This is a genomic window from Rhizobium sp. Root491 (assembly GCF_001427205.1).
GTDB lineage: Bacteria > Pseudomonadota > Alphaproteobacteria > Rhizobiales > Rhizobiaceae > Agrobacterium > Agrobacterium tumefaciens.
Genome location: NZ_LMFF01000018.1, coordinates 51,657 through 69,536 on the forward strand (window position 1 = coordinate 51,657; position 17,880 = coordinate 69,536).

General features: G+C 56.9%; 15 protein-coding genes. 9 read left to right on the plus strand and 6 right to left on the minus strand.

Annotated elements, in window-relative coordinates:
• Positions 1 to 120: 120 nt before the first annotated feature.
• The 6 genes from ASD46_RS23345 to ASD46_RS23370 all read left to right on the plus strand — a co-directional run bounded on the left by ASD46_RS23345 (position 121) and on the right by ASD46_RS23370 (position 5,948).
• Positions 121 to 1,233 (plus strand): ABC transporter ATP-binding protein, encoded by a 1,113-nt coding sequence (locus ASD46_RS23345; RefSeq protein ID WP_013762183.1) that lies wholly within the window; start codon positions 121 to 123, stop codon positions 1,231 to 1,233.
• Positions 1,230 to 1,880: an ABC transporter permease gene (locus ASD46_RS23350; protein ID WP_013762184.1), complete on the plus strand. Its 651-nt coding sequence runs from the start codon at positions 1,230 to 1,232 to the stop codon at positions 1,878 to 1,880. The genes ASD46_RS23345 and ASD46_RS23350 overlap by 4 nt, the downstream gene beginning before the upstream one ends.
• A complete protein-coding gene (locus tag ASD46_RS23355) occupies positions 1,877 to 2,554 on the plus strand; it encodes an ABC transporter permease (protein ID WP_035200037.1) in 678 nt (225 codons plus the stop codon). Before ASD46_RS23350 ends, ASD46_RS23355 begins: the two co-directional genes overlap by 4 nt.
• Before the next feature lie 61 nt (positions 2,555 to 2,615).
• Positions 2,616 to 3,530, plus strand: a complete 915-nt coding sequence (locus ASD46_RS23360) for an ABC transporter substrate-binding protein (protein WP_003518329.1) — start codon at positions 2,616 to 2,618, stop codon at positions 3,528 to 3,530.
• 104 nt (positions 3,531 to 3,634) lie between these two features.
• A complete protein-coding gene (gene hutC, locus ASD46_RS23365) occupies positions 3,635 to 4,378 on the plus strand; it encodes a histidine utilization repressor (protein ID WP_060642899.1) in 744 nt (247 codons plus the stop codon).
• A 79-nt stretch (positions 4,379 to 4,457) separates the two neighbouring features.
• Complete coding sequence (locus ASD46_RS23370) at positions 4,458 to 5,948, plus strand: HAL/PAL/TAL family ammonia-lyase (protein ID WP_060642832.1); 1,491 nt, start codon at positions 4,458 to 4,460, stop codon at positions 5,946 to 5,948.
• Positions 5,949 to 5,971: 23 nt separating this feature from the next.
• On the opposite strand, the gene ASD46_RS23375 is transcribed toward ASD46_RS23370, so the two are convergent.
• Positions 5,972 to 6,718 carry a PhnD/SsuA/transferrin family substrate-binding protein gene (locus tag ASD46_RS23375; protein ID WP_013762187.1) on the minus strand — a complete coding sequence of 249 codons (747 nt, stop codon included), beginning with the start codon at positions 6,716 to 6,718 and terminating at the stop codon, positions 5,972 to 5,974.
• 20 nt (positions 6,719 to 6,738) lie between these two features.
• The gene (locus ASD46_RS23380; protein ID WP_013762188.1) at positions 6,739 to 7,782 is read right to left on the minus strand and encodes a fatty acid desaturase; all 1,044 of its coding nucleotides are present in this window, start codon (positions 7,780 to 7,782) and stop codon (positions 6,739 to 6,741) included.
• A 135-nt stretch (positions 7,783 to 7,917) separates the two neighbouring features.
• On the opposite strand from ASD46_RS23380, the gene ASD46_RS23385 reads away from it, so the two are divergent.
• Positions 7,918 to 8,754, plus strand: coding sequence for a helix-turn-helix domain-containing protein (locus tag ASD46_RS23385; RefSeq protein ID WP_025595146.1), 837 nt, complete (start codon positions 7,918 to 7,920; stop codon positions 8,752 to 8,754).
• A 172-nt stretch (positions 8,755 to 8,926) separates the two neighbouring features.
• Here ASD46_RS23385 and ASD46_RS23390 read toward each other — a convergent pair whose 3' ends face one another.
• From ASD46_RS23390 to ASD46_RS23405, 4 genes are read right to left on the minus strand one after another with little or no spacing between them, the layout of a single operon-like run.
• Positions 8,927 to 10,537, minus strand: coding sequence for an ABC transporter ATP-binding protein (locus ASD46_RS23390; protein ID WP_035200041.1), 1,611 nt, complete (start codon positions 10,535 to 10,537; stop codon positions 8,927 to 8,929).
• Between the two features lies 1 nt (position 10,538).
• A complete protein-coding gene (locus ASD46_RS23395; protein WP_060642833.1) occupies positions 10,539 to 11,669 on the minus strand; it encodes an ABC transporter permease in 1,131 nt (376 codons plus the stop codon).
• Positions 11,662 to 12,585: an oligopeptide ABC transporter permease OppB gene (gene oppB, locus ASD46_RS23400; protein WP_013762192.1), complete on the minus strand. Its 924-nt coding sequence runs from the start codon at positions 12,583 to 12,585 to the stop codon at positions 11,662 to 11,664. Before oppB ends, ASD46_RS23395 begins: the two co-directional genes overlap by 8 nt.
• A gap of 53 nt (positions 12,586 to 12,638) precedes the next feature.
• Complete coding sequence (locus ASD46_RS23405) at positions 12,639 to 14,234, minus strand: peptide ABC transporter substrate-binding protein (protein WP_003518320.1); 1,596 nt, start codon at positions 14,232 to 14,234, stop codon at positions 12,639 to 12,641.
• A gap of 598 nt (positions 14,235 to 14,832) precedes the next feature.
• Here ASD46_RS23405 and ASD46_RS23410 point away from each other — a divergent pair.
• Both ASD46_RS23410 and ASD46_RS23415 read left to right on the plus strand, forming a co-directional pair.
• Positions 14,833 to 16,776 carry a methyl-accepting chemotaxis protein gene (locus ASD46_RS23410; RefSeq protein WP_060642834.1) on the plus strand — a complete coding sequence of 648 codons (1,944 nt, stop codon included), beginning with the start codon at positions 14,833 to 14,835 and terminating at the stop codon, positions 16,774 to 16,776.
• A 314-nt stretch (positions 16,777 to 17,090) separates the two neighbouring features.
• The gene (locus tag ASD46_RS23415) at positions 17,091 to 17,789 is read left to right on the plus strand and encodes a DUF2161 domain-containing phosphodiesterase (RefSeq protein ID WP_035200048.1); all 699 of its coding nucleotides are present in this window, start codon (positions 17,091 to 17,093) and stop codon (positions 17,787 to 17,789) included.
• The last annotated feature ends 91 nt before the right edge of the window (positions 17,790 to 17,880 follow it).

Consider the following 17,880-nt stretch of genomic DNA (forward strand, 5'->3'; position numbering starts at 1 on the left):
TGCGGATATTTTCATCGATCTATCTTGCGGATACGCTATTTGCGTGCTTGTATAGACAACCTAGGCAGTCATCACAGTTGCCCAGCCTGAAGGCGCAGACAGAGCGCAGGAGAGATTTGCATGATCGTCTTCGACAACGTCACCAAGCAATATGCGGGCGCGGCTACTGCCGTAAACGGTTTGTCCCTGACGGCGCCAAACGGCAAGCTGACCGTGTTCGTCGGCCCTTCGGGTTGCGGCAAAACTACATCCTTGCGGATGATCAACAGGTTGATCGTACAATCGTCCGGTTCTATCCTTCTTGACGGCGAACCGACAGATGGCATGGACGTGGCACTGTTGCGCCGTCGTATCGGTTATGTCATACAGCATGCCGGGCTTTTCCCCCATCGCACCGTTGTTCAGAACATTGCGACCACTGCGCGGCTAAACGGAGCGCCAAAGGAAAAAGCACTGCGCACGGCGCATGAGTTGCTTGAGCGTGTAGGGCTGACCGCCGCCTTTGCCGATCGTTATCCATGGCAGCTTTCGGGTGGCCAGCAGCAACGCGTCGGTGTTGCACGTGCACTCGCTTCCGATCCCAAGTTCATGCTGATGGACGAACCCTTCAGCGCTGTCGATCCCGTCGTTCGCACACAGTTGCAGGACGAATTTCTTCGCTTGCAGCGTGAGATTGGCAAGACCATCATCATGGTGACGCATGATATAGACGAGGCGTTGAAGCTTGGCGATCAGGTTGCTGTTTTGCGTGCCGGCGGAACGCTTGCGCAGATCGCCACTCCAGAGGAATTGCTGGCGCGCCCGGCAGATGCCTTCGTGGCGGACTTTATCGGCCGGGACAGAGGATATCGCTTCCTGAGTTTCGCCGAATTTGACGGAGCAGTCCCTCTCGGTGCGGAGCCGACAGCCTTGCTCGGCGCAACACCGGACAGCCTTCGTGGCGTTGCAACGGATCGCTGGGTTCTGGTGACTGACGCCGAACATCGTCCCATCGGATGGGCCGATGCGCAGGGTCTCAGGCAGCCACTGCGTGAGGGAGATCTCAATCTCAGCGGTACGCTGGCGCCGGAAGGCAGCAGTTTGCGCCATGTGCTCGATGCAGCGTTGAGTTCGCCCGCCGGCCGCGGGGTCATCGTAGGGTCAACGGGCCAGCTTGTCGGCACCGTCACACTCTCTGATGTCGCCAAAGCCATCGAAGCCGCGCGGGTCGGTCGCTTCGGAGGTCAGCCATGAGGTTTGATTGGCTCTACCGGGAATCCGGGCGGATTTTCGAGCTTTTCATCTGGCATCTCGGCCTTTCGGTCATCCCGGTGGTGATCGGCCTGCTTCTTGCCCTGCCGCTCGGTTGGATTGCGCAGCGGGCCGGTTTATTTCGGTCGACCCTGCTGGGGGTTGCCGGACTTCTTTACACAATTCCGTCGCTTGCGCTGTTCGTACTGCTGCCGCTGGTGCTCGGCACCCGTATACTCGATCCGCTAAACGTCGTCGTCGCGCTGACGATCTACGCGTTGGCGCTTCTGGTGCGAACAGTGAACGATGGTTTGGAATCGGTTTCGCCAGACGTCCTCCAGGCGGCGAATGCCATGGGCTACAGAGAGGTTGCGCGTCTGGTGATGGTGGAGCTACCGCTCGCCGTTCCTGTGATTGCCGCCGGATTGCGTGTGGCCGTGGTTTCCAATGTCAGCATCGTTTCCGTAGCGGCACTGGTTGGAACGCCGCAACTTGGTCTGCTCTTCACGCAGGGGCTTCAACTGCGGTTCCTGACGCCGATCATAGCAGGCATCGTACTCTGCGTGCTTCTCGCAGCCTTGCTGGACGGGCTTGTTCTGTTCATTTCACGCCGCCTGACGCCGTGGCAGCCTGGGAGTGCGGCGCAATGATCGAATGGTTTAGCGATCCAGTTCACTGGACAGGGAGTGATGGTGTCATCGTTCTCGTCGGTCAGCATCTGGCTTATAGCTTTGCGGCCCTTTTCCTCGCCTGTCTGATTGGCTTGCCGGTTGGGCTTTATGTGGGACACACGGGACGCGGTGTCGTCTTCATCGCGGGTCTTGCAAATGCGCTGCGCTCCCTTCCAAGCCTCGGCCTGATCGCACTTCTTGTGATTGTTTTTGGCCCCGTTTTCGCATCCGATATGGCTTTTATCGTACCCAGCCTTATCGTGCTCGTGCTTCTGGCCGTGCCGCCGATCATGACTGGCAGTTACGCCGGTATCGCGGCGGTGGATCCCGCTGCGGTGGATGCTGCAAGAGGCATGGGGAAACGTCCGCTCGATATTCTGTTCGATGTGGAACTGCCCTGCGCTCTGCCATTGATCTTTTCCGGTCTGCGCAGCGCCACGCTTCAGATCATCTCGACCGCAACCATCGCCGCTTATGTTTCTCTTGGTGGTCTCGGTCGCCTGATCATCGATGGGCGGGCGCAGAACGATTATTATCAGATGGCCGCAGGTGCCGTTCTCGTCGGTGCGTTGGCCCTGACCGTGGATCTGATCATCGGCGTCATATCGAGGGTCACCGTATCACCAGGGCTGACGCGTCGAGCGAAGCGGTAGAGGTTCTAAAATAACGCGGTTTTCTATTCCACGACTGTTTCAACATAAAGGAGAAGCTCGCATGGCATTCAGGATCATCACTGCCGCCAGCGCATTTGCGCTCATGGCACTTTCCGCTGCTTCGGCATTGGCGCAAAGCAATCCGCTGGCCGCGCCAGCCACTCCGCGAACCGATACGACCACAATCATCGTCGGTTCCGCCGACTTCCCCGAAAGCCAGCTTCTGGCGACGATCTACGCCAAGGCCCTTGCCGCCAAGGGTGTTGCCGTCGAAACGAAGTTGAGCATCGGTAGCCGCGAAGTCTATATCCCTGCGTTGCTCGACGGATCAATCGATCTGTTGCCGGAGTATGCTGGTGCGACGCTGAGCTATCTCGACAAGAACGCCACGGCCCATTCGCCAAGCGATGTGGCCGCAGCGCTCAAGGCGGCTCTGCCGAAAGGCGTCTCGATGCTGACACCCTCCGCAGCACAGGATTCCGATAGCGTGGCTGTGACGCGCGCGACCGCTGACAAATACAAGCTGAAGACGATTGCCGATCTCGCACCCGTAGCCTCTCAGCTCGTACTTGGCGGCCCACCGGAATGGAAAACGCGCAAGGAAGGCATTATCGGTCTGAAGGAACTTTATGGCCTCGAGTTCCAGTCGTTCAAATCGCTTGACGTCGGTGGCCCGCTGACCCTTTCGGCACTCATCAACGGTCAGGTCCATGCTGCAAACCTGTTCTCGACCGATCCGGCCATCGCTGCAAACGATCTCATCGTGCTTGAAGACGTCAAGAACCTCTTTCCCGCCCAGAACATCGTACCAGTGATTGCCACACCGAAAGTTAGCGACGTTGTGACAAGCACTCTCGATGCTGTTTCTGCCGCCCTGACGACGAAAGATCTCGTCGTTATGAACGGTCGTCTGGCCAATCACGACAGTTTCGATGTCGTGGCGGGCGACTGGCTGGCCGAACACAAATTGAACTGAATCCATCGGTAAAGGGCGTGGCATTGCCCCGCCCTTTGCCGACAACCCTGCGTATTGGTGACGTCATAGCTATGGATCACGACAGAAAGATTTTCCGGGAAGTGATGTCACCGATATCTGAGAACGCTCATGACGCGCAGGGCACCGAAGACCAGAGTTCACCACTCTATGTAAAGCTGAAGGACTATGTCCGCAGTCGCGTCGAGGCGGGTGAGTGGAAGATCGGTCAACGTGTTCCATCGGAAAACGAACTGGTCGATATTCTCGGTGTCAGCCGTATGACGGCCAACCGCGCTTTGCGTGAGCTGGCCGACGAAGGGCTTGTGGTGCGTGTACGCGGCAAAGGTTCGTTCGTTGCGTCCAAGAAGCGCACATCGCAGTTCCAGAGCGTACCCAACATTGCCGAAGAAATAACACGCAACGGCGGTGTTCACAGCGCGCGGGTCATACTTCTTCAAATCGAAACCTGCGATCCAGATCTTGCCGAAGCGCTCGCTGTTCCGGCTGGCAGCCTTGCTGCGCACTCGATCATTGTGCATGCGGAAGACGGCGTGCCGATGCAAATCGAGGATCGTTTCGTCAATTCGGAATGCGCGCCCGATTACATCAAACAGGATTTCAACCTCGAAACACCCAACAGTTATCTCACGCGAGTGGCACCGATCGTGAAAGCCGAGCAGCATATCGAGGCGGTCAGCGCACAGCCCTGGGAGTGCAAGCTGCTGGCGATTTCCAAGACGGAACCATGCCTGCTCGTGCGTCGTCGCACATGGTCGACAAAGGGAATCGTATCTTCCGTCCGCCTCCTTTATCCCGGCAGCCGCTATCGTCTTTACAGCAGTAATTGAGACACGGGCCAACGCCGGCAGTATTCAAGATGGAAAATTTCCGCTCCTCGCAGCCGTTTCTGCATCATAGGAAAACGTCATGACTGTTCTACTGGATGATGGATTGAGTTGGCGCGATGTTGCCCATATCGGCAAGGGCGAGGCACTGCGTGTGTCACACGCGGCCTATCTGAGGATTGACCGGGCGAGCCAGATCGTTGACAGCATCGTCGAAAGCGGTGTGCGTGCCTATGGCATCAATACCGGGGTCGGTGCACTGTCGGACACTGTGGTGGATCGCACCGCGCAGGGTCGGCTTTCGCGCTCCATTATTCTCAGCCATGCCTGCGGTGTCGGCCCGTTGTTGGATCCTCGCGAAGTTCGGGCAATCATGGCGGCGCAGATTGCCAATTTCGCCCATGGGCACTCCGGTGTCCGACGCGAGATCGTCTCGCATCTGTCGACGTTTCTGGAACAGGATTGTATTCCCGACGTGCCGTCCCGCGGATCGGCGGGCTATCTGGTGCACAACGCGCATGTTGCGCTTGTTCTGATCGGAGAGGGCCAGGCCCGGCTCGGCGGGCGCGTTATGAGTGGACGGGATGCCCTGGCGGCAATGAGACTTCAACCCATCGTGCTGGGTGCCAAGGAAGGGCTGAGCCTCGTCAATGGTACAGCCTGTGCGACCGGTCTTTCCTGCATGGCACTGGCGCGGGCCAATCACCTGCTAGATTGGGCCGATGCCATAGCGGCGCTGACGCTTGAAGCAGCAGGCTGCCAGATCGACGCTTTTGACGAGACGGTTCTCGCGCTGCGTCCCTCGAAGGGAATCGCGGCCGTCGGGGCTGCTCTGCGATCCCGGCTTGAAGGCAGTGGGCTGGTTGCCGCCGCTCATGGCAGGCGGACGCAGGACGCGCTAAGCCTGCGTGCCGTGCCGCATGCGCATGGTGCTGCACGCGACATCTTCGATGCCTGCGCCTCCATCGTTGATCGAGAGCTTGCCTCCGTTACCGACAATCCCGCGATCCTTGGCACGCCCGAGCAGCCCATCGTCTCGTCGGAGGCCCATGCCGTTGCCCCTGCATTGGGGCAGGCGGCAGACAGTCTCGCCATCGCCATTGCACAGATTGCGTCCATGAGCGAGCGCCGTATCGACAGGCTGGTCAATCCTCTGGTGAATGGTCTGCCGCCATTTCTGGCGACCGATGCCGGAAGCCATTCAGGTTTCATGATCGCGCAATATACGGCCGCAGCTCTTGTCGGCGATAGCAGACGTCTTTCCGCGCCTGCCTCCACAGATGGAGGGCTGACATCGGGATTACAGGAGGATTTCCTCTCTCATCCCACGGCTGCCGCCAACAAGCTGCTCGCGGTTCTCGACAATGCCGAATATATTCTGGCCATCGAATGGATGGCCGGGGTGCAGGCCCATGATTTCCTGGAAAGTGTTGCCGGGCGGGCAGCCGGAACAAATGCGGTCTACAATCTGCTTCGCGAGCACCTCCAGCCCTATTCGGATGACCGGCCTCTGTCTGCGGACATGGAAAAGGCGAGGCTGCTCCTGCGTGATTTCTCGCCACCGGATATGTGATTGAAAGCCGTGAGGCTCGTGCCTTACATGGTGAAAGGCAGATCGATACCCTTGGCGCGGATGAAGGGCAGGCCTTTGCGCCGTGCAGTCCAGCCGATAACGTGAAGGCTCCGGGCGGCCGGTTCATGCTGTTGCGCAAGCATCCAGGATTTGCAGTCAATCGCGGCAATGTCCGCCCGGCCCTCGGCCACTGCGATGACGGAAGCGCGGTGCGCACCGGTTTCGAGACAATTTTCAAACAGATCGAGGCCCGCGCCTTCTGCTTCCAGATCGCGTTTCAAGCTTAGATAGCCGGATAATGACTTGTGCTCGTTGAATGCCAGTATTTTCCCGCTAAGAAATCCTTTCGGCAAAGCGGCCTCACCGGTTTTCGAAGGTTCTGCACCCTCTCCACCGTCGGCTATGCGGGCAATGATGGCGCTGGAATAGAACTCGCCTGCACCACCCTTGATGCCATTATAATCGCTCTGTCCAATCACCTGCACATGATCCTGCAGGCCAAACTCCATTGGCCCCCAGCAGGTGCCGGAGATCAGCAGAGCCGGATGCCGCCAGAGCACCGCAAGATCCAATGCATCGGGATCGAGCGTGGCAGGGTCTGCGGCAATGATGGCGCCGTCCTTTCCACGAATACCTCCCGGAACCGCCGGCATATCGCCGTTGTGTCTGGTGAGGCCTTTGGGAGCGTCGATACCCTCTGCTAAAAAACGGTTGCGCATATCGGCCCACAGCCTGTCCGTCTCATTGCGCAGTTCGGGCCAGTCATACATTGGCAGTGCCGCGATCCATGTCACGACGGAATTTCCAGTCTCACGTCTTGTTCCTGCATCGCATGGTCACAAAAAATCAGAGCGGCAGGCACGACGGGTGACGCGATTAAAACTTGCTCGTCCCGTCTCAAGACAGGATGCGCTACCGGTTCCTTGGCCTTGAAGGCGAAAGCGCGGAACACCTCGAAATAATTGCTAAACACATATCCGTCATTCATCTTCTGCCACTCCGCGCGCCTCTCGCTGTAGAGGGAGGGCAATTTATACCAGGCCGCTGTCGGCATTTTGTGATGCACGAAATGCAGGTTGTTATAGAGAAACAGTGGAGCCAGGATGGAGTTTTCAACAATGATCGTTCTCCCATCCGGCTGTTCGGACCATTGATGTTCGCAATAGGAGCGAATGGCGATGATGGATATGCCCAGATAGGCCGCCACACCAACATACAGCCAGATTGGAACGCCGAAAATCAGGGATATGACCAGCAGTGTCGGAACAAGTCCGGCCAGATGCAAGGTCCAGGCATAGATCACCCGCCGATCACCTTGCGCGATCTTGCGCCATTCGGATATCGTGAAACCAACAACCATCAGCGGAGGGCCGATGACCAGACGCCCGATGAACGTATTGTTCCATCCCAGCAGGACCTTGAGGAACGACGGCATCTTTTGCCAGTCGCCCATGGCCCGGTAATAGCTTTCCGGATCGTCGAATGGGTCGGTCAGACGCTCGTCTGCATGGTGTTGCAGATGCGTGCGCTTGTAACTGCGATAGGGGTAGAAAATCCCGAGCGGCAGAAAGACCAAAGCTTCGTTCAGTCGTGCATTGCGCGTGGGGTGTCCATGCAGAACCTCGTGCTGGAGCGAGGAGTGCAGGGCGACTGCAATGCCCATGAGCACCAGAGAAACGATTGGAAACATCGGATACAGAAAATATCCCGCGAAAATCCAGAGACCGTAACAGACCGCCAACAGCGAGACGGTTGGCCATTCAATTCGGTCACGCTTTCTTCTGCGGCGCACGCCAGTCAGCCGCGCCGTCTTCTTTGCCAATATGTCTGTCATTTCATACTCTTGATGCCCCTGTCATCGCAGGGTCGCACCAGTCTCAGTCAGCCACAACGGGTTTATGGTGACCAACTGTTGATTTTGATAACAGTTTAAGCATTATGATGATAATTATAAACAAACGGGTGAATTGTGGACAAACGCACGCTCGCAGAATTGTTTCGTGCCCGCCTGATCCAGCTGGTGAACAGGTCAGAAGACAGCCAGGCGTCTTTTGCCGCCGCCATTGGCATTGATCGATCAGCACTTTCGCAATTGCTTTCCGGTGATTCGGCGCGGCTTCCGCGTGTGGAGACGCTGCTGAATATCGCCGAGCGACATTCCGTCTCGCTCGACTGGCTACTCGGTCTTTCCCATGATCAGGGGTTGATGGGGGAATTGCGGCCAAGTTTCGAGATCGAGGAGGGCGGTGCGGACTATACGGATACGCTGTTGATGAAGTGGCATGCGGAAGCGGCAGGCACCAAAATCCGTTATGTTCCGGCACGCATTCCCGATCTGCTTCGCACACCCGAGATCATCGCTTTCGAGGCCATGGGCGCGCATCAGAGTGTGATGGCGCAGGCCAGCGAAACGGCGTTTCGACTCGATTATAATCGCCAACCTGGTACCGACATGGAAGTTTGCATGCCGCTCGAAACGCTGGAAGCTTTTGCGCAGGGGCGCGGTATGTGGAGCGGTTTGGACCGCGAGACACGTGCCGAACAACTCAAACATATGTCGGGACTTATCAGCGAGCTATACCCATCATTCCGGCTGTTTCTGTTCAATGAAAAAGAACGCTTTTCCGTGCCCTATACGATCTTCGGTTCGCAACGGGCAGCACTTTTCGTCGGCGCCATGTATCTTGTGCTCAATAACGCTGAAGCCATCCGTAAGATGCAACGTCACTTCGACGAGCTGATACGTTTTACCCGCATTCATGCCCATGAAACCGCGGATTTTGTTATGAATTTGGACGTCGCTTAGTCCTGTGGCGGGTACCAGCTTTCGCACATCATCGAACCTGTTTGCTACGTGACGATATGGTCGGGATTGAACAGGAGAGGAAGGCCGCCATGGCCGCGAAATAACGACCTCCTCCACAAACCGGATCTTTTGTAACGGGGCCAGAAAAGGCCCGGCAGTGCCGGGCTGTAATCTATGATGTTAGTTCGGCCGAAAACGCGGATTTAATCAGTGTTTTGGTATATTCAGCCGCCGGCCGCTCGAATATCGCGTCCGTTTCTCCCTCTTCGACAATCTTCCCGTTTCTCATCACGATGACATAATCCGAAATGGCCTTTATGACTGAGAGGTCGTGGCTGATGAAGATGTAGGAAAGGTTGTGCGTTTTCTGCAAATTACGCAAGAGGTCGATAACTTGTCCTTGAATGGATCGGTCCAGCGCCGATGTAGGTTCATCGAGAATGACGACATCTGGCTTGAGGATGATCGCGCGGGCAATTGCGATACGCTGACGTTGCCCGCCTGAAAACTCGTGCGGGTAGCGGTTGCGGGCGGCGGGATCGAGGCCGACTTCTTTCAGCGCTTCTATCGCTCGCTCGTCGCGCTGCGCGCGGCTGAGCTGTGGGTCGTGCACAAAGAGACCCTCAGTGATGATCTCTCCAACAGTCTGCCTTGGCGAAAGAGATCCATACGGATCCTGGAACACGAGCTGCAGCTGCCGCCGCAATGGCCTCATTGCCGTTCGGCCAAGTCCGGTGATTTCCGTCTTGCCGAAGAAAATGCGGCCTTCTGCAGTGACAAGGCGCAGAAGCGCGCGACCGAGCGTGGACTTGCCTGATCCGGATTCACCGACGATGCCGATGGTCTGCCCTTGATGAAGGCTGACATTAACGCTGTCCACGGCCCTGAAAGCCCGTGACTTCGACAGGAAGCCGCCCGGGATCACATAATCGATCGTGACGTTCTGGCCAGAGAGAACGACCGGCGCTTCTTTGCCGACCGGCGGCTTGTGGCCGCTGGGTTCGGCATCGAGAAGCATCCTCGTATAGTCCGCCTGCGGGCGCTCGAAGACCTCTTCCGTCGGACCGGTTTCAACGATCTCGCCTCGGCGCATAACCGCAACACGATCGGCAAAATGCCTGACGACACCGAGATCGTGCGTTATCAACACCACGGCCATGCCGAAGCGCTGCTGCAACGACTTCAGAAGATCAAGGATCTGCGCCTGGATTGTCACGTCGAGCGCGGTGGTTGGCTCATCCGCGATCAGAATATCCGGCTCGTTTGCCAGCGCCATGGCGATCATGACGCGTTGGCGCTGGCCGCCTGAAAGTTCATGCGGGTAACTGTCGATGCGCCGCTCCGGGTCTGGAATACCGACAAGTTTCAGAAGCTCGAGAACGCGTGCCCTCGCTTCCTTCTTGCTGCCGCCCCGGTGATGGACGATTGGCTCGGCGATCTGCGCGCCGATCCTGTAAAGCGGATCGAGCGAGGTCATCGGCTCCTGGAAAATCATGGTGATTTTCGCGCCACGGATTTTGTTCAGCTCGTTGACCGGCAAGCCTACCAACTCGCGTCCACGATATTGCGCCGAGCCTTGAATGACGCCGTTGGAAGCCAAGAGGCCCATGATGCCCATCATGGTCTGGCTTTTGCCGGAGCCGGATTCCCCGACGACAGCGAGCGTTTCACCCTGCTTTACGTGGAGATCGACACCTTTGACGGCGTTGACCGTGCCGTCTGGCGTGGCAAAATCGACCTTGAGATTGCGGACGGTGAGAATGTTTTCAGATGTCGTATTCATGTCAACGATCCTTGGGATCGAGTGCATCACGCAATCCGTCGCCTACGAAGTTCAGCGAAAAAAGCGTCAGCACGAAGAAGATTGCCGGGAATATCAGCAGCCACGGGGCCGACTGAATATTGTTGGCGCCTTCGGAAATGAGCGCACCCCAGCTCGTGAGTGGCGCCTGAACGCCAAGGCCGAGAAAGGAGAGGAAGCTTTCAAGAAGTATGACTTTCGGGACAACGACCGTCACGAACACGACCACGGGACCGATGGTGTTGGGGATGATGTGACGGCGGATGATCTGCCAGTCGCTCAAACCCAAGGCCTGAGCTGCTGCCACAAATTCCCGCCGTTTCAAGGCAAGCGTCTGGCCACGCACGATACGCGCCATATCCAGCCACTCCACTGCGCCAATGACAAGGAAGATCAGGATGAAGCTACGCCCGAAGAAAACCACGAGAACCACGACCAGGAAGACGAAGGGCAGCGAATAGAGGATCTCGACGAAACGCATCATTACATTGTCGACGCGCCCGCCGATGTAACCCGCCGTAGCGCCGTAAAGCACGCCGATGCCGAGCGAAACGAGGCTGGCGAGAACGCCGACGGCAATGGAGATCTGGCCGCCCAGCATTACGCGAGCCAGCATGTCGCGACCGTTTGAATCTGTACCGAAGAAGAAGTATTCGCGATTGACATCGCCTTCCAACTTCAGTGTTCGACCATCATCTTCCGTAGCAACGACTTTCGTGTTTTCGAATTCGTTGGTGCGGTCGAAATAACGTGTCGTGCGCGGGTCAATCGGGCTGCTGGAGGTAACCGTTGCCGTGAAGGTCTGCCCTTCGACGGCAAACTCCTTCAGTTCGACGCGCGCACGGCCTGCCACACCTTCCATGACGCTCTGGAGGTTGTTCACGTCCGGGCGCGGCTCGAGGCTTGGCGCGACGGAGACGTAGGACGAAAACACCTGATCATAGGTGTGTGAAAGGAAATGCGGGCCGATAAACGAGAAAAGTGTGATCAGCACAAGCATGATGGAGCCAGCCATGGCGGCCTTGTTTCGTCTGAAACGCAGGGCTGCAAGCTGGAACAGGCTTCGGCTTTTCACCGATGGCTGAGGGGCGATATTGCCGGAGATATCAGTCATGTCTGACCCTCGGATCGAGCAGGCCGTAGAGAATATCGACCACGAGATTGAACAGGATGACGAAAATGGCGATGAGAACGACCGTTCCCATGACCAGCGTGTAGTCACGATTGATGGCGCCAAGAACGAAGTAGCGGCCGACACCGGGAATGGTGAAGATCGTCTCGATGACCGCCGAGCCCGTCAGCAGCGCTGCGGCGCAAGGCGCAAGATATGAAACGACCGGCAGCATCGCCGCGCGCATGGCGTGAACCACCACGACGCTGCGAGCCGGGAGGCCATAGGCTCTGGCGGTGCGGATATGGTCCATGCGCAGAGCCTCGATCATTGCACCGCGCGTCAGACGCGCGATGACCGCAAGCTGCGGCAAGGCGAGCGCGATCATCGGAAGAATTAGATAGCGTAGCGACCCATCACCCCAGCTACCTGCGGGCAGAAGCCCCAGCAAGACGGCGAAGATAAGCGTGAGGACAGGTGCGACGACGAAGTTCGGCACGGTGATGCCGATGGTCGAGATGGACATGATGGAGAAATCGAAGGTGCTATTCTGTCTGAGTGCGGCAAAGGTGCCGGCAAGAATGCCGCCGACCAACGCCAGCAAAAGAGCATAGCAACCGAGCTCCAGCGAATAGGGCAGGCCTTTGCCGATCAACTGGGCGACGGTGTTGTCCTTGTAGATGTAGCTCGGACCGAAATCGCCGGTGGCGGCGTTGCCGAGATAGATGAGATACTGGCGCCACAATGGTTCATCCAGATGATAGGTTCTCATCAGGTTTTCCATGGTTTGCGGGGGCAGGGGCCGCTCGAGGTTGAACGGACCGCCCGGTGCGAAACGCATCAGGAAAAACGAAATCGTGACGACGATGAACAATGTCGGCACGGCGCTCGCCAAACGGCGCAGGATAAATGAAATCATGATTTTCAGGCTCCGACATGGCACGGTGGTTTCGGCCACCGTGCCAGCACTGCTTATTCGGAAACGCTCAGGAAGCGGCTGAGGTGTTCGTTAGCAGCATTGTCTTCCCAACCCTTCACGCGATTGGAAACCAGCCACAGGTCCGCCTGTGTGAGAAGCGGAGCAACCGGCTGTTCCTTCATGAGGATGGTTTCTGCCTCGTGCAACAGTTTGGAGCGAGCAGCAGGATCCTTTTCGTCATATGACTTCTGCATCAGCGCATCATATTCGGCATTATTGAACTTCGAGTAGTTGAAGGTCTTGTTGGAGGATACCGAAAGGGCGAGGAAGTTTTCCGCATCCGCATAGTCGGCAACCCAGCCTGCACGCGCAACGTTGTACTTGCCGCCTTCCTGCAGGTAGCCGTAATGCGAGGCGACGTCGAGGTTCACCAGTGACACTTTCGCGCCAAAGGTATTTTTCCACATGTCCGCAATAGCGGTGGCAACGCGCTCATGGTTCGGGTTGGTGTTGTAGCGAATTTCGACGGAAAGCGGCTTGCCGCCCTCGCCGTAACCGGCTTCCTTCATGAGTTTGACGGCTTCGTCTTCACGATCGAGTTGCGACAGCGTCGCAAACTCTGCTTTCGCAGGCTCACCGTAGGAGTCCATGCCCGGAGGAACCATGGAGTAGGCGGGAACCTGCGAACCGCTGTAGATTTCCTTGGCGAGAAAATCGCGGTCGACTGCCATGGACAGGGCTTGACGGACGCGGACATCGTTATACGGCGCTTCACGCGTGTCGAAGGTATAGTAATAGGTCGCAAGCGTCGGCGAAACGTGAACCTGTTCGCCATAGGCCTTGCGCAGACGGTCGATCTGGTCCGCGGAAAAGTTGTAGGCGAGGTCCATTTCCTTGGCTTCGAAACGACGAACGGATGCGGCCTGGTCGTCGATCGGGTAGAAGATGACCTTGTCGATCTTGGTGTTCGATGCGTCCCAGAAGTTGGTGTTCTTGACCACCGTCAAGCTGTCATTGGGAACATGCGCTTCAAGCTTGTAAGCACCGTTCGAGACCATGACGCCCGGCTTTACGAAGTTGGTTCCGTTCTTGTCAAAGCTTGCCTTCGAGATCGGCAGAGCTGTCTGGTGGGCAAGGAGTTCAAGGAAGAACGGTGTTGAGCGCTCGAGTGTGATCTCAAGGGTCTTGTCATCCACGGCCTTGACGCCAAGCTGGTCAACCGAAGTTTCGCCCTTGTTTATCTTCTCGGCGTTCTTGATCGGATAAAGAATATTCGCATATTTTGCTGCGGTCTTCGGGTCTTCGACGCGCTGATAGGAGAAAACAAAATCTCCAGCCGTTACCGGAGTGCCATCCGACCACTTCGCATCTGCACGCAGTTTGAACGTGTAGACGGTACCATCCTCAGACAGCGTCCAGCTTTCCGCCGTACCGGGAACGATCTTGCCGGCAGCATCGTAAATGGTGAGACCTTCATAAAGGTCTTTGAGGATAAAGGCTTCGATATTGATCGAGGTCTGTGCCTGATCGAGCGTCTGAGGCTCCCCGGAATTGCCGCGGTGAAGAACTGTTTCTGCAAGTGCGGAACTTGCGCCAATCAGAAGCGATCCTACCAGCAGCGTGGCGCGAGTTGTTGTTTTTATCGACATAATTTCCCTCCCGTGAAGAGTGTGAGTCTACAAACAAGGCCAAATTGCTCCGAAGGGCAACCACAATAAATTGTGAGTTTATGCATACACCGTGACTGCTGATCGAAAAGAATAAGGGCAAAGCCATGGCCCGCACGCTGGACATTGCCTCGCGTGACGCGACCTCCGGGACGGTTAAATCGATGCGGCAAGCCGTCGGCCCCATCGATATCCTCGTGAAAATACCGATGCCGCCAGCATCAAGCAGGTGCTGAAACGGTGAGGATAATCTTCTCTTTCGAGTCCGGCTCGCGAAAGCGCGCAGCCCGTCGAAAATCAAAGCCCGAGTAAGTTTACGGCATCACACATGTCATCGTTTGCATATGCCGGGTAACACTTCATTTAGTAATTTTGTGAAATCTAAAATACGCAGGTTCCAAAGTTTCATCGGCGGGGCTGGTAGAACGAGTGGATCCAACGCGCCCAGCCTTTGGCGGCCCGGAGCGGATATCCGCTTGTCGCCCTATGAGGAGGGGCACAGCTACCCGCGATGTTCCATTGTTTGTTTCCCTGGCTTCCTGCGCGGACAGCTGGAGGAGCGCTTGCCCTGAGGCTATTCATGTCTTTCCTGAAGAATACCAAAATAAAAACAAAGGTCTTATTCGTCATATCGGTGATGAGTTTGATGTCGCTTTCCGGAATCAGCTACGTCAGCTTGCAATATAAAAATACCGACAATGTCTACAGTGATTTCATCGCCAATGAGGCGCTTGCTGCGGTGCTGAACGCCCGAACCAGCGGCAATCTCAATGCACTCGGCATGCAGATGCTTCGCGCCAGCCTCAATGACTCGACCAGCAGTGATTTCGAGGCCGCTGTCAAAACATTCAAGGCCGACCGGAAGCAACTGGAAGAACGGCAGAATAAAATCATGCAGCTGGTGCCGGCCCGGACGGATGCCGCTCGTGATATCCTCAAGGGCGTTGCCGAGGTTGAGGAAATCGGCAATCAGGTCATCGCTCTCATGCAGGCGGGAAAAAATGCTGAAGCTCAGCAGATGGCGCTTAACGTCCTTCGAAAAATAACTGAAGTCTCACCGAAAATCAGCGCGGGGAACGAGCAACTGATCCAGGTGATGAACGATGGGAGAGAGCGCCTCACGGCCAGCACCAACACGACAATCTGGACAGCTCTGGTCAGCATAACACTTGTTTCCCTGGCATTGATCGCGCTCGGCCTGCTTATTTCTTCGCGTGGCATTACCACTCCGATTGCGCGGCTTCGCGAGCGGATGGGGTCGTTGGCGGCAGGCGATACAGCCAGCGAAATCGAAGGTATGGACCGCAAGGATGAAGTCGGCCAGATGGCCGCTGCTGTTCAGGCATTTCGCGAGAACGCCATCGAGCGCCTCCGGCTTGAGAATGAAACGGAAAACCATCGGTCATCTTCAGAGCAGGACCGGATAGAGCGCGAGAAACAGAAGGCGAAAGAAGCTGCCGACGTGCAATTCGCCGTCGACAACCTTGCTGCTGCCCTTTCGAAGATCGCTCAGGGCGACGTTACTTACCGGATCGCTCAGCCGTTCGTGTCCAGCCTTGACGGTATTCGCGGCGACTTCAACAGGGCAGCGGAACAGCTGCAATCGACTCTGAACCAGGTGGCGCAGAACGCGCGCGGCATCGACTCCGGCGCGAACGAGATCAGGGCCGCAGCTGACGATCTGGCCAAGCGTACGGAACAGCAGGCAGCGGCCGTCGAGGAGACTGCTGCTGCACTGGAAGAGATCACCACGACGGTGAAAGACTCGACCAAACGGGCGCAAGAAGCGGGCCACTTTGTCAGTCGTGCAAAAGTTGGCGCGGAACAGTCGGGAGAAGTGGTGCAGAAAGCTGTCACGGCTATGGAGCAAATTGCTGCATCCGCTGATGAGATTTCCAACATTATCGGCGTGATCGACGAGATTGCTTTCCAGACCAACCTTCTGGCGCTGAATGCAGGCGTGGAAGCTGCCCGTGCCGGTGAGGCGGGCAAGGGATTTGCGGTTGTTGCCCAAGAGGTTCGCGAACTGGCACAGCGTTCCGCAGGTGCCGCCAAGGAGATCAAGAATCTCATTACGACATCGAACAGTCAGGTTCAGCAAGGTGTGCAACTGGTTGGCGAAACGGGCAAAGCACTCGAACTCATCGTCACGGAAGTACAGGAAATCAACCGTCACGTGATGGCGATCGCGGAATCGGCACAGGAGCAATCCTCTGGTCTCCAGCAGATCAATACGGCTGTGAACCAGATGGACCAGGACACCCAGAAGAACGCTGCCATGGTGGAAGAAAGCACGGCGGCAAGCCACGGGCTTGCACGCGAGGCTTCGTCGCTCAACCAACTGCTCGCTCGGTTCAAATTGTCAGAAGGTGGTTACAGCGACATCTCCGCACCGGTTCGCGCAGCCTCGTCCGCCGACAGGCCTGCTGTTTCTCCTGCGCGTGCACTCGGCGGAAAGATTAAAGCTGCGTTCTCCGGCAATGCCGCCCTGAGCACATCGCCAGACAATTGGGAAGAGTTTTGAGAAATGCGAGGTCTTTCGCGCCTGAGGTCAGATGAGAGATTGAAGGCTTTTTCGTAAACACTTGCACCGGTGATTGGACTCTGATTGCCGGTGCCTTGCCGATCGCAAATCGAATCCTCGACGATTTTTGATCGTATTTTTCCACCAAAAAGTCGTCCACTTTTGGGGAAAAGTGTCAATTGATCGTCTTAGGGATTATTGGCGACTGCCCGCACCACCGACAACTTGCAACCGCATGGGTGGTTATAATGGTTGTTCTACGCAGGCGGATCGATATATCTAGCGCCTGGATCGTCACTTTAATCTGCGGGTACATGGAAACTTCACTTTATCTGCCCGTCAAATCTTTCCTTGAGCAAGCGGGTTACACTGTCAAAGGTGAGGTTGGCAGTTGTGACCTCGTCGGATTGAGCGACGCCGATCCGCCTGTTGTCGTCATCTGCGAGCTAAAACTGAGCTTCAATCTGGAGCTTATTTTGCAGGCGGTTGATCGCGCGGCTATCGCAGACGAGGTCTGGATTGCGGCACGGGTCTCAGCCAAGGGCAAGGGCCGCGAGGCTGATAAACGTTATCGCGACCTCTGCCGCAGGCTCGGGATCGGCATGCTCGGCATTTCCGATGTTGGGGACGTCAGCGTTATTGTCAGTTCCATATCACCGATGCCGCGAACCAACCCGAAACGGCGTTCGCGATTGATACGTGAACACGAGAGGCGACGCGGAGATCCGGCGGTGGGTGGAAGCACCCGCGCACCAATCATGACCGCGTACCGGCAGCAGGCACTCGGCTGCGCTTTGGCGTTGACATCGGGGCCGCTGCGCGTGCGTCAAGTCAGATCCAGCATACCGGATGCCGGGAAGATTTTGCTTGCAAACGTCTATGGCTGGTTTGACCGTCTGGATAGAGGCGTCTACGGCTTGACCGATACCGGACGGGAGGCACTGCGCCGATGGCCGCAGCAGGAGATGACGGCAAAGACCGTCGTTGATGGAGAGCCGCCGAAGGCCCCTTGATCTTTTGAAATTCGGCTCGATCTCTATGGGACGTTGATCGCGTCCCAACCCGCTGCGCAACCTACGCCAATACCGATGGCAACCGCGATGA